Annotated in this window: 12 protein-coding genes and 1 pseudogene; 4 read left to right on the plus strand and 9 right to left on the minus strand. The window is 34.5% G+C overall.

The genetic code is table 11. The features are described from left to right. Positions 1-78: 78 nt before the first annotated feature. Entirely contained in the window at positions 79-1,314 is a 1,236-nt protein-coding gene (locus AC4PRO_RS17860) for an ABC transporter permease (RefSeq protein WP_492118355.1), read from the minus strand. Positions 1,315-1,400: 86 nt separating this feature from the next. Here AC4PRO_RS17860 and AC4PRO_RS17865 point away from each other — a divergent pair, with 86 nt between their 5' ends. Further along, positions 1,401-2,699, plus strand: a complete 1,299-nt coding sequence (locus AC4PRO_RS17865; RefSeq protein ID WP_492118356.1) for an exo-beta-N-acetylmuramidase NamZ family protein — start codon at positions 1,401-1,403, stop codon at positions 2,697-2,699. Between the two features lie 17 nt (positions 2,700-2,716). On the opposite strand, the gene AC4PRO_RS17870 is transcribed toward AC4PRO_RS17865, so the two are convergent. Then, positions 2,717-3,211 carry a YkgJ family cysteine cluster protein gene (locus tag AC4PRO_RS17870; RefSeq protein WP_074721079.1) on the minus strand — a complete coding sequence of 165 codons (495 nt, stop codon included), beginning with the start codon at positions 3,209-3,211 and terminating at the stop codon, positions 2,717-2,719. An 86-nt stretch (positions 3,212-3,297) separates the two neighbouring features. Here AC4PRO_RS17870 and AC4PRO_RS17875 point away from each other — a divergent pair, with 86 nt between their 5' ends. Continuing rightward, entirely contained in the window at positions 3,298-4,005 is a 708-nt protein-coding gene (locus AC4PRO_RS17875; protein ID WP_492118357.1) for a class I SAM-dependent methyltransferase, read from the plus strand. 107 nt (positions 4,006-4,112) lie between these two features. Here the strand turns inward: AC4PRO_RS17875 and AC4PRO_RS17880 are convergent, their stop codons facing one another. From AC4PRO_RS17880 to AC4PRO_RS17910, 7 genes are all read right to left on the minus strand, one after another. Continuing rightward, complete coding sequence (locus AC4PRO_RS17880) at positions 4,113-4,745, minus strand: 7-carboxy-7-deazaguanine synthase QueE (protein ID WP_492118362.1); 633 nt, start codon at positions 4,743-4,745, stop codon at positions 4,113-4,115. A 261-nt stretch (positions 4,746-5,006) separates the two neighbouring features. Then, a complete protein-coding gene (locus AC4PRO_RS17885) occupies positions 5,007-6,686 on the minus strand; it encodes a tetratricopeptide repeat protein (protein ID WP_492118358.1) in 1,680 nt (559 codons plus the stop codon). 16 nt (positions 6,687-6,702) lie between these two features. Continuing rightward, positions 6,703-7,620 carry a PstS family phosphate ABC transporter substrate-binding protein gene (locus AC4PRO_RS17890; protein ID WP_492118359.1) on the minus strand — a complete coding sequence of 306 codons (918 nt, stop codon included), beginning with the start codon at positions 7,618-7,620 and terminating at the stop codon, positions 6,703-6,705. Between the two features lie 232 nt (positions 7,621-7,852). After that, the gene (locus AC4PRO_RS17895) at positions 7,853-8,647 is read right to left on the minus strand and encodes an energy transducer TonB (RefSeq protein ID WP_074721071.1); all 795 of its coding nucleotides are present in this window, start codon (positions 8,645-8,647) and stop codon (positions 7,853-7,855) included. A 39-nt stretch (positions 8,648-8,686) separates the two neighbouring features. Then, positions 8,687-9,250: an ExbD/TolR family protein gene (locus AC4PRO_RS17900; protein WP_074721069.1), complete on the minus strand. Its 564-nt coding sequence runs from the start codon at positions 9,248-9,250 to the stop codon at positions 8,687-8,689. Between the two features lie 18 nt (positions 9,251-9,268). Continuing rightward, the gene (locus AC4PRO_RS17905) at positions 9,269-9,880 is read right to left on the minus strand and encodes an ExbD/TolR family protein (protein ID WP_074721067.1); all 612 of its coding nucleotides are present in this window, start codon (positions 9,878-9,880) and stop codon (positions 9,269-9,271) included. 36 nt (positions 9,881-9,916) lie between these two features. Then, entirely contained in the window at positions 9,917-10,735 is an 819-nt protein-coding gene (locus AC4PRO_RS17910) for a MotA/TolQ/ExbB proton channel family protein (RefSeq protein ID WP_492118360.1), read from the minus strand. A gap of 377 nt (positions 10,736-11,112) precedes the next feature. On the opposite strand from AC4PRO_RS17910, the gene AC4PRO_RS17915 reads away from it, so the two are divergent. After that, positions 11,113-12,648, plus strand: coding sequence for a helicase HerA-like domain-containing protein (locus AC4PRO_RS17915; protein ID WP_492118361.1), 1,536 nt, complete (start codon positions 11,113-11,115; stop codon positions 12,646-12,648). Positions 12,649-12,875: 227 nt separating this feature from the next. After that, positions 12,876-13,058 (plus strand): annotated as a pseudogene (locus AC4PRO_RS17920) (cupin domain-containing protein); the annotation flags it as partial. Positions 13,059-13,133 lie beyond the last annotated feature (75 nt).

A 13,133-nucleotide genomic window follows, 5' to 3' on the forward strand; every position in this document is an offset into this window, starting at 1 on the left:
TCCTAAAAAAAAAAGAGGCTACTCCTTATATGTAGGTATAGCCTCTTTTTTTATAATGGGAAACGCCCAAATGATCTGTTAGTCGAAACGAATCGCCTTAACCGGTGAAATTTTGGTTATTATATAAGAAGGGATTAGCAACACTAAAAAACAAACACTTATCGTAAGGCCGTTTAATAATAAAATATATCCCCAATTAAGATATACCGGCGCTTTATCGACATAGTAATTTTCAGGATTCAGTTTGACTATCCCAAAATATTTCTGGAGCAATAGAACCGCTATTCCAATTAGGTTTCCCCAGAATAATCCTCGAAGAATTAAATAGGACGCATTGTACAGAAATATTTTACGGATACTCCAATTATTAGCTCCTAACGCTTTTAATATTCCTATCATCTGTGTTCGTTCTAGAATAAGCACCAATAAAGCCACCACCATGTTGATTGTGGCAACTAATATCATAACTATTAATATGACAATGATATTGAAATCAAACAACTGAAGCCACTCGAATATATAACTGTACTTTTCGATAATTGTTTTAGTATCAAGCGTAGATCCCGTTTGCTGATACACTTGTTCACCTACCGATTTTATATTATCAAAATCATCTACAAAGACTTCAAATGCTCCTACCTGATCCGCTTTCCATTTATTAATGCGTTGGATATGGCGTATATCCCCTAATACATAGGTCGCATCAAATTCCTGAAAACCAGAATTAAAGATTCCGACAATTTTAAATCTCCTGATATTAGGTAATTTATTCTGACCTTCTTTCATAAAAAAGGTATTAAACGCATCTCCTACTTTAAGTTTTAACCTATTAGCGAGGAATTGCGATAGCACCACGTCTTCATTTAACTTTTTAGAAAAATCAGGCAGTTTTCCTTCAACAAGATACTCCTTTATATTATCCCACTTGTAATCCTCTCCTACTCCTTTGAATACGACCCCTTCAAAAGCATTTTCGGTTCGAATAATACCGGCTTTACTGGCGATAGCTTGAATATGATTTATCCCTTCCACAGTATTAAATTTGGGATAAAAATTTTGTTTTTTCGAAATGGGAACTAAGGTAACTTCAGATTGATTGCTATCATAATTAGAAATACTAATATGTCCATTGAAAGCGGAAATTTTTTCTCTGATTTTTTGTTGTAGACCAATTCCTGTCGCCACTGACACAATCATCATCACCATTCCGATGGCAATGGCCGAAATTGCAATTTTTATAATAGGCGCAGATATACTACTTTTATAATCTTTAGCAGTTATAAGTCTTTTGGCAATAAAGTATTCTAAATTCAATTTGATTAAGTATCTGATTTGGATCCAAAAATACAGCTAAAACACGAATAACGCTAATTGCCACTAATTTTATTCTAATCTACTATATGATTTCAATTTTCAAAAATATTCCATTAGCCTTTATTCTAACAGTAGTTTTGCTTTCGTGCTCCAGCTCAATCAACAGAACAAAAGAATTACAGCAGAACAAATTGAAAGATAGCCCCGCGTCAATCCCTAAAAATTTAAAAGCAGAGTCTTTAACAGATAAAGTTACCGTAACGCATTCGATTAAAACCGGCGCTGATAATCATGAAAAATATCTACCTCTTCTAAAAGACAAAAAAGTAGGCGTAGTTACAAATCAATCGGGTATAGTTTTAATAGAAGAATCTTCCATAAGTCTCACGAGTAAAAAAAAGCAAATCCATTTAGTTGATTTCTTATTAGACCAAAAAATCAATGTCCAAAAAATATTTGCACCAGAGCATGGCTTTCGTGGCACTGCAGATGCAGGAGAACATGTTGTTGACGGAACGGATTATAAAACTGGAATAACTATTATCTCGCTTTACGGCAATAACAAAAAACCAAATTCAGGACAGTTAACCGGAATTGACATTATGGTTTTTGACTTACAAGATGTGGGAGCACGATTTTACACTTACATCTCCTCACTGCATTACATAATGGAAGCCTGTGCAGAAAACAACATCTCTTTGATCATTTTAGACAGACCCAATCCTAACGGAAGCATAGTTGACGGACCGATTCTAGAAAAGGAATATAGCAGTTTTGTAGGAATGCATCCCATTCCTGTTTTACACGGTATGACCATTGGCGAATATGCGCAAATGATTAATGGAGAGCAATGGCTAACGAACGGAATTAGTTGCAAACTAACTGTAATCCCATGTTCTTATTATAATAGAAAAATGAGATACAGTCTACCTGTAAAACCTTCTCCTAACTTACCAAACGATCAATCGATCAACCTATATGCTAGCCTGTGCTTTTTTGAAGGAACAAATGTTAGTGTAGGAAGAGGAACTGAAAAACAATTTCAAATTTACGGTTCTCCTTATCTACCTAAAAGCAATTTTAGCTTTATTCCAAAACCAAATATGGGAGCACAAAATCCAGTTTACAATGGAACAACCTGTTTTGGCGAAGATTTGTCAACACAAACTGAAGTACGCCAACTGGAATTGAAATGGCTAATCAAAGCGTACACTAACACAACAGACAAATCAAAATTCTTTAATCCGTTTTTTACAAAACTAGCTGGAACAAGAAAATTGCAACAACAAATCGAAGCCGGAGAATCAGAATCTGAGATAAGAAAGAATTGGAAAACCGGTTTAGACCAATTTAAGAAAATGAGAGAAAAATATTTGATCTATTAGAAAAAAAATAGCAGGAACTACAGCGGCAATTTTTTCTTCATTTCTTCGACAATATTAAAGGCGGCAGGGCAAATCGCCACATTCTTTAAAGTAAGATCTGTTATTTGCTGAAACTTCTTTCTATCAGTGTGTGGAAATTCTCTACATGCTTTTGGTCGGACATCATAAATCATACAGGCATTTTCATGATCTAGAAAAGTACAAGGCACGCTCTGCAATACATAATCTTGATCTTCATCAACGCGAAGGTATTGCGCTATAAACTGCTGTGGTTTTTGCTTAAGGTATTTTGACACCCTTTCAATATCGGCTAATGTAAATAAAGGCCCTGTAGTTTTACAACAATTCGCACATTTTAAACAATCCGTTTTCTTGAATTCCGCATCATGCAGGTCTTGCATCACATAATCTAAATTTTTGGGCGTCTTCTTTTTAAGCTTATCGAAATACTTTTTGTTTTCTATATGCTTATCTTTGGCAAGTTTACCAAGTTCGTTTAAAGTAGGTTTCAAATTCAGAGTTTAAAAATTCTTTGCAAAACTACACTTTTTGAACGATGAACTATGATTAATGAATGTTGAATTTTGAAATACAAACAATGAAAGACCTTTTTGGCAAAGCCATCCTTGATTATCAAACGAATAATTCCCCTGAAGATTTAATTACAGAAACAACTATATCTGAAGAAGATGAAATGAGTGTGGCTTATTTATTTCGCTCCTACAAAGAGATGCCGACTATGGAGCAAAAAGCCCTACAACTTGCCAAAGGAAAAGTCCTAGATGTAGGTTGCGGTGCAGGAAGCCATAGTTTACACTTACAAAATGAATTGAATTTAGAAGTGACTGCGATAGACATTTCGCCAAATGCAATAAAAGCTTGTTCCCTTCGAGGAATCAAAGATGCCCGCATACAGGATGTTATGACATTAGAAAATGAAACATACGATACGATTTTATTACTGATGAATGGCGCAGGAATGTGTGGGAAACTGAAAAATATTCCAAATTTCCTAATAAAACTAAAATCACTATTGAATCCAGGCGGCCAAATCTTATTAGACAGTTCTGATATTATTTATATGTTTGATGATGATGAAGACGGAGGAAAATGGATTCCATCTGACAATGAATATTATGGGGAAGTAGTTTTTAATATTGGCTACAAGGGTGAAAAAGAAAAACCTTTCAACTGGATGTACATTGACTACAATACGCTGCAAAATGCGGCTTTCGCCAATGAATTACAAGCCGAATTAATTCTTGAAGGTGAACATTATGATTATCTAGCAAGGCTTTCACTATAGCAACGAAATCAAAAACATAAAAAAAAACTAACTATCACATACTCTGAAAAAGAAATGAAAAAAGCCAAACAATAATTGTTTGGCTTTTTTCATTTCTTCTAAATTCTTTATGGGATATTTAGATATTTGTGTGTTTGAAGTGACACTCTCCATTTCGGGTTATTCATAACATAGTCGACAATAAGGGGCGTCATTTCCTCCTTTTTACTCCATTCTGGCTGAAGAAATAAAATTGCATCGTCATTAACTAACTCCGCTTGTTCTTCCGCAAAAATAAAATCATGTTTATTATATATGATAACCTTCAACTCATGTGCATTATCATAAACTGTTTGAGTGGGCAGCTTATTTTTCTTTGGAGACAGACAAATCCAATCCCACATTCCTGTCAGAGGATAAGCACCTGAAGTTTCAATATGAACCTTTCGTCCATTATCCTTTAGCGTCTGTGTCAGCAAGGTCATATCCCACATTAGTGGTTCTCCTCCTGTTACCACGACTGTCTCTCCATATTTTTTTGCATTAGCCACAATTTGATCGATGCTTGAAGGCGGATGTAATTCCGCATTCCAACTTTCTTTAACGTCACACCAATGGCAACCTACATCGCAACCTCCAATTCTTACAAAATAAGCGGCAGTTCCCGTGTGAAAACCCTCTCCTTGAATTGTATAAAACTCTTCCATCAATGGAAGCATTACACCTTTATTAACTTCTAATTGTATTTCTTTTGATAACATCATTGTAATTTAAAGTACAAAGATAGGTCATTTGAAAAGGACTTAAATTAATATTATCAAATTGCTTCCATGAAATTATAATATCGAAGCACTAAACCACGAAAACCAGAAATGTAAATTTCAACTCTTATTGTCTAACAAGCTACAGTATGACTTCTACCACAGAACAACTAGCTAAAACATACTAATGACAAAAAAGTCCTCGCATAAAAAAAACCGATAGCTTTTCAACTATCGGTTTTCTATTGTAAAATAATACTATTATTTTTTATTCTTAAGCAAATCTACTGATTGCTGTGCATATCCATTTTCAGGATCGATCGCAAGAGTTTTATTGAAGTATTCAATAGCTTTCACTTTGTCAGTGTTTGCATAACCCGCAGCCATTGTATTGTAAGCCTCAATTAATTTCCCCTTTACAGCGGCCTTAGCCATTTCTTCAGGACCTTTCTTTGTTACAATATCAATATATTGTTGGTAATATTTAATCATTTGTTCGTCATCTCCAAGCAACGTATTCGTTCTTGCACGATAAACATAAGCATCTTGAGTTGCTGGTGATGCTTCAATCACATTTCCAAAAGCAATATCTGCTTTACGTAAAGCGATAGTATCTTTCACTGCCCCAGCTTTCGTATTGTCAAAATAAATTGAATTACCTAAATAAAAATTATCAAGCAAGAAATTTTTTGAATCTTTATTTGAGGTCGAAATTTCGAAAACTGCAGCGGCCTCTTTGTATAGTTTCTGCTCATAAAGTCCTTTACCCGCCTCACTTAAATCATTTACAGCAGCACTTTCCATGGCAACTGCTTTCTTAATAAGTTCAATTCCTTTATTAAACAATACCGGTTCTGCAGCAATAATGTCTGTACCCATAGTAGATTTTTTTACATTAGCTAAACCTAAATATAAATAATCAAGAGAAATTACATTATTTGCAGTATTTCCAGTATAATCTTGTAACGATTTAATAGCCACATCCACATTATCATTATAGTACGCAGAATACCCTAAGTATCGTAAAATTCTAGGATTGACTTTGTCAATCTGTTTCATTTTTTCAGCTTCAATTTCTAAAGATTTATAATCGTGCGCAACAATCAAAAAGTCAGCGTGACGCATACGTGAAGCCAAAGAATAATCAGTAAGACTCATGTATTTTTCATAATACGACAATGCTTCTTTCATATATTCATCATTTCTAGAAGGAACATTAAGCGCCCAATAGTAATATGTTTCAGCTAACTCACGGTATAGTGGTCCGTAATTAGGGTTCGTCGCAATAACATCATTGAAAGCTTTTACAGCTTCAGTGTATGCTTTAGCGCCTTTAAGCAAAACTCCTAATTGCATTTTTGCTCTAATCAACGTATTGTCAGCTTGAAAAGCATTACGATAAGCTGAATAAGCCGCATTTTGGTTTTTATCACCATAATGTGCATCTCCAAAAGCCAAAAGAACTTGAGGCTCTGCTGCATTTTTCTCATTAGCCAAATTTAGGGTCTGAATAGCCGCTTTAAAATCCTGATTATCAGCATTCATATAAGCACGTGCAATATACACATACTCCCAAAAATCTCTTCTACCCATTTCTTTTTTAGCCAATTCAAATTTAGCTTTAGCTGCAGCACCATCACCCTTATTAAGGTCCATTTGCCCTAGTCCAATATAATTGAAATGCTCATCATTTTTAGCCGTTAAGCCATTTTGATAAGTTATTTTAGCTGAATCCGCTACCTTTTGAGAAAGATATATGTTTCCTAAAAGAAAATACGCTTTACCTTCAGATGGGTCAGATTTGATTATCGATTTTAAAGTCGATTTAGCATTTTCAAATTGTTCGGCGTCAATTGCTTTTTTAGCTTGATCTATATCCTGAGCCTTCATTGCGGATACTGTGGCCAGAAAGGCAACACTTAAAATTTTAAATTTGTTCATTTTAACTTTATTTGATTTATTCATTTTCATTTTTTGATTTGGTTTTAAATATAACTTTTCTTGGAGGCACGCGCACAGGCAGTAGTCCCGCTTTCAAAATTATCCTTTGCCCTATGTCTCCAGCAACAAATGAAGCGAACCCCATTCCTAACCCGGAGTATCCCTGACAATTAATTATATACAAATCACGTGCCAAAGGGTACGTTCCTTCGGCTAAATTATTTTGCGTAGGCGCTACATATGCCGCACTACTCTCTCCTTTAACACTTAATACGTTAATTTTCTTTATAAGATCCTTCATGTCAGGCGATGGCTGATACAGCCAATTAAGGCCAACAACTCCAATCATCCCATCGTTTTCAGCTACAAACTTCACAACGTCTTTATTGAACTTAAACGAGTATACTCCATCGGTAGGTATTTCTTTTATACCCGCCAACTCATTCATATAGCGAACCGTACTGGAGTTTGGATTATCAAAGACCAACCCCTTAACTCTTGTTTGCGGTTTCCCTTGCATGAAAAGAATAATATCCTTCAAATCGACCAAACTATCGTTAGTGGACTTACTAGAAATAAAAGCAATTGCGTCAGTACCGATGATAGTTGTTTTAGGCTTTATTTTAAGTTGTTCAAAATATTTAGACTCTTCTTCATTTAATTTCCTGGACAAAACAACAATGCGCGAGGTATCTCTAAGGAACGCTTGCATCAATTCTTTTTCAGACCTCACCTCCATTAGTATCTTAGCATTGTATCCATTTTGAAAAATAGTAATCTCATCTTCCAATAGAGGTTTTAAAGTCTCATCAACTAAAATAGTGGCTGTACCTTTAAGTATACTCTCTTTCTCGCCCTCTGATTTCTTACAACCAAAAAATAACAGAAAAATAAAAAGAATCAATACATAAGGACGTGTTGCGAAATTTTTCATAGTTAATGTTTATTATCTTTTATAATACGAATGCATCTAATAATAGAATACACGATGAGCAACACACCAAATGCTATTCTATAACCGATAGTCATGTTTATTGGAAATTGCTTCATAAAGATAACAAATAATCCCAAAACAAAATAAACTACGAAAAACAAAATTGCTATAACGAGAAGAAATCGCTCTTTGAGCGATTTCTTCTGAATATTTTTAAATATTTTTTCCAACATTAATCCGCTGTTTGAATAGTAATCGGAAGAGAATAAAGTACTCTAACCGGTTTTCCATTTTGAATTCCCGGATTCCATTTCTGGCATTTAGTAAGAACTCGTATCGCTTCTTTTCCAGTACCATAACCAATATCTCTTAATACTTTGATATCTGTTAACGAACCATCTTTTTCCACTACAAAAGTAACATATACCTTACCTTTAAGACCCTCTTCTTCTGGTGCACGATAGTTTTTAGCTACATAGCCATAAAACTTATCCATACCACCTGGGAATTCAGGTTTTACTTCGATACCTGCTGTGTTGTAAATTTGATTGTCTTCTTCAACAATTTTAGTTGGTCCTGGACCTACTGGAGCCACAGACAAAACTGCATCTGGATCTCCTTTTATGGTTTCAGCTCCAATCTTTTTTTCTTTAATCTCGACAATTTTAGGCGGCTCTTCAGTTACCTCTTCTGCCTTAGCAACCACTGGTTTCACAAACTTAACCACATCCACTTTAGGTGGTGGTGGCGGTGGTGGCGGAACGTTTAATTTAGGCTCCTCTTTCTTAGGTGGTAATTTTATTGCAGTGATTTTAATATCTCTGTCAATCTCTTGCTCCCCACCTTTAGGAATTAAGTTTATGATAAGGGGAGCAGCCACAGCAACACTAAATAATATAGCACCCAAAACTAGCGCTTTAATAGTAGTTTTTCTGTTTGACTTCCTTAACTCATAAGCTCCGTAAGTTTTATTACGTCCTTCGAATACGATATCAAGCCATTGGTTTTTTAATATGTCTAATTTCATTTTTCTTAATTATTAGGTTATTGGGGAATAAGAATACACTTATTTTCCTTCTAACAATTTTTGTTCTTCAGGAGAGAATTCAGGAACGATAGCGTAATTACCAAAATCTCCTATCCCTACAATTGCCATTTCATCAAGTATATCAATTAAATTTTTGTAATTTGATTTCTTACTTGGTTTAATAATCACAATTAATCCGTTTTTAGGCTTCCCTTTTGCTGCGGAATACGCCAAAACCGATTGTTGTCTAGACAACAATTCTTTACGTATACCCTCTTTTCCAAAAGCCAAATCTTTAGGACCTCCAATAGGAGTAGCCAACAAACCAACATAGTAAACTAACTTATTATCAGCACCTAACAAAATTGTCATAGTACGATTTTCGTCAACTTTCATATCCACATTGTCTTTGTTAGGATCTTTATCTGGCAACCCCAAGCTCATCGATTGAGGTTTAGACAACGTCGTGGTAAGCATAAAGAATGTGATTAATAAGAAAGCCAAATCCACCATCGCAGTTAAATCTACTTTTGCGTTCGCTTTTTTAGCTCTTACTTTACCACCTTTTTTGCCTCCACCGTCGTCGGTATTTAATTCAGCCATTTTAGTGTCTTTTTTTTATTAAAAATCTTTTCCTCTTAAACCAGTAACTAAACTAAAGCTATTGATTTTTTGCTCTTGTAAAATATCCATTACTTTTTTAATAGCTGGATACTCTTCTTTTGCATCACCTTTAATAGCGACCTGCAATTCTTTATCATTTACTTCTATATTTGCAATACGCGCATTATAGATCCATTCTTTCAACTGATTATCCAATGAGTCTGTAGGTATCCCAGGTTGCCCTGCTTTACTTCTATCAGATGCTTTCATTTCAATAATTTGTTGAAGATTAAGAATTGGCACACCAAAATCATCCATCCTTGAGAAAGTATTTTTGTCAGCATCAGAAAAAGTAACACCGTACTTTTCCGCCATTAACTCTAAAGTTCTCATTCGAACTTCTTTTCCTTTCAAATCAAAGAACACCTTTCCTTTACCTACAGTTAATGTAGCTAAATCAGTTTCAGGCAATTTAGTCTGAACTGTTGAAGAAGGAGTATCTACAGGCAATGCCTCAGGAATTTTAGCTGTCGAAGTCATTACAAAGAAGGTAAGCAAAAGGAATGCGACATCACACATCGCGGTCATATCAGTAGACCCCGGATTTTTCTTTATTATTATTTTAGCCATTCTTTTTGTTTTTTATTTGATATAAATATCAACATATTATTGCTTCAAACTTCCTCTGAATCTTCTGTAAGTATTTACAATTGAAACAGCAGCCTCATCAATTGAATACGTTAAATCATCAATTTTTGAAGTAAAGAAATTGTAAGAGATAATCGCTACAGCTGAAGTACCAATACCAGTTGCAGTATTAATAAGTGCTTCAGAAATACCATTTGCCAATGCTGCTTGATCAGGAGTTCCTGCAGCTGCTAACGCACCAAACGCTTTAATCATACCCGATACAGTTCCTAACAATCCAATAAGAGTACCTAAAGAAACTAATGACGAAATAATTGTCATGTTTTTTTGTAACATTGGCATTTCAAGAGATGTAGCTTCTTCGATTTCTTTGTGAATAGTCTCTGCTGCTTCTTCACTATTAAATCCTTCTTTCTTAACTGCTTGGTATTTCACTAGTGCTGATTTAATTGCATTTGCAACAGAACCTTGTTGTTTATCACAAGAAACAATCGCTTCATCAATTTCACCTTGTTTGATACTAGCTTGTATCTTTGTCATGAAAGTATCTAATTTAGTTTTACCAGCTGCTTTAGAAATAACAACATATCTTTCGATAGAAAAAACAAGAACCATTAATAACATTCCTAATAATATTGGCACAATTACACCTCCATGATATACTTGTCCTAAAAGATTCAATGGATGCCCTAATTCAGGATTTCCTCCTTCAAAATTCGAAGGATTACCCATGATAAATTTCCAGATCATAATACCAACACCAATACATGCAACAATAATAAGCCCTGAAACCATTCCTCCACCGTTTGAAGTGCTTTCTTTTTTAACGTTTGCCATTTTTTCTAATTTTAATAGTTTTAAATAATTTATTTTAGTTGTAATAAACTTGTAGTTCCGCAAATTTATATGTTTAGTTCAAATAAAAAAACTTTTTTTAATTTTATTCGAATTTAATTTATTTAAAAAAAAACCAGGATTTTTAAATCTATGATTTTTAATCAACATCGTTAAACAAATTTAATGTTTTTTGAAATATAAACTATCATTTTGTGAAATATTAAAACAATCTTTCAACAAACACAATTCAATCTGTCAAAATAAATTTTTCCACTATTAACAATAAAAAGGGAATAAAATTACAGTAAAAATCGAAATTATGTCATTTCAAATAATAATAATAATATCTTGCATGTAAAATCAACACGATCAATGTTATGAACAGAAAAAAAGATTTTATAAAGCATATTACTGAGGGGTACACTGCCAAGGGTGAAAGTATTATTCTTGGAGGAGCTGTACTTGATGGCGACGCCTTGCCGGACGCGCATGTAAAAATCCCATTAAAAACCCTCAATAGACATGGATTAATCGCCGGTGCTACTGGAACAGGTAAAACCAAAACCATTCAAGTTTTATCAGAACAATTGTCATCATTTGGAATTCCTGTATTAATGATGGATATCAAAGGCGATTTTAGTGGGATAGCCAAAGAAGGAGAAGAAAAACCATTTATTACCGAACGGCATGCCAAAATAAACATACCATATTATACCGCTAAATTCCCAGTCGAGCTATTAACGCTATCCGAACAAAACGGAGTACGACTGCGCGCGACTGTTTCAGAGTTTGGGCCAGTGTTATTTTCACGAATATTAGGTTTGAATGATACGCAGTCTGGTGTAATGTCAGTAATATTTAAATATTGTGATGATAACAAAATGCCTTTATTAGATCTTAAAGACATCAAAAAAGTCATCAATTACATAACTGAAGAAGGAAAAGATGAAATCACAGAAAACTACGGTAAAATTTCTACTTCGACTACGGGAATCATTCTTAGAAAGATAATCGAACTAGAGCAGCAAGGCGCTGAGCTTTTTTTTGGCGAAATGTCTTTTGATATCGACGATTTAATGCGAATTGACGAAAACGGAAAAGGCTATATTAATATTATTAGGCTAACGGATATTCAAGATAAACCAAAATTATTTTCGACTTTCATGTTGAGTCTTCTCGCTGAAATATACCAACAAATGCCAGAGAAGGGAGATTCCGAACAACCTGAATTAGTGATTTTTATTGACGAAGCACATCTGATTTTTAACGAAGCCAGCAAAGCGTTATTGGAACAAATAGAGACTATCGTAAAACTAATTCGTTCAAAAGGAATTGGAATTTACTTTGTAACCCAAAACCCAATGGATGTCCCGAGCGGTGTATTAGCGCAATTAGGTCTGAAAATACAACATGCTTTGAGAGCATTTACGGCTAAAGACAGACAATCAATAAAACTAACAGCGGACAACTATCCTACTTCTGATTATTACAACACCAGTGAAGTATTGACCAGTTTAGGAATTGGCGAAGCACTTGTCACCGCTTTAAATGAAAAAGGAATCCCTACTCCCCTTGTAGCTACCATGATGCGGGCACCGATGAGCCGAATGGATGTTTTAATCGAGAGTGAAATTCAGTATATCAACAACAAATCAAAATTAGTAAAAAAATACAGCGAACTTATTGATCGTGAAAGCGCGTATGAGATGCTTAACAAAAAAATTGCCGTTATAGATACGGAAGTCGCTAAAGAAGAAAAAGAGAAAGAAGAGGCTAAAGCAGCAACCAAATCTAAGCAAAGGCAAGGGCAAAGCACCACAGATGCTGTAGGTAAATCCGTCTTAAAGGTTTTGACTAGTGCCACATTTATAAGAGGAGCATTGGGGATTTTATCAAAATTGATGAAAAAATAACGCAATAAATTATAAAGAATATTTTAGTCATCCCCAATTACCCCTGTCACTTATACTCAGTTCTAATTAAGAGACCAAGTAGAAAACGGAAATATTGGAGACCAAAAAGCGACGTATCAAAAGAGTCTCCTAGAAAAGAAGACCTACATAAAGGCATTTTTCATCCTGTTTAAAAACAACAAAACCCGGAATCACATTTGAGAGTATTATTTAACTAAAAACATACAATGAAAAAGTATTTTGTCCAAAGCGCTCCATTCATAGTCCCAACAACTGATGAAAAATTGATTGAAGAACACCATGGCTTAGCCACAACTAACAATCCCGAAATATCAATTGCTCATATGATTGCACCCCCTAAATGGAGCGAACCATTTCAAACTCCAGAGTTTGAAGAATACACGTACATGGAGAATTCAATAACCTAACGCAACAAATGATAAATTTTATCTTTGTTGAATTATGAAAAAAACGTACAAGCGAAT

The organism is Flavobacterium sp. DW-iso2, from assembly GCF_058725285.1.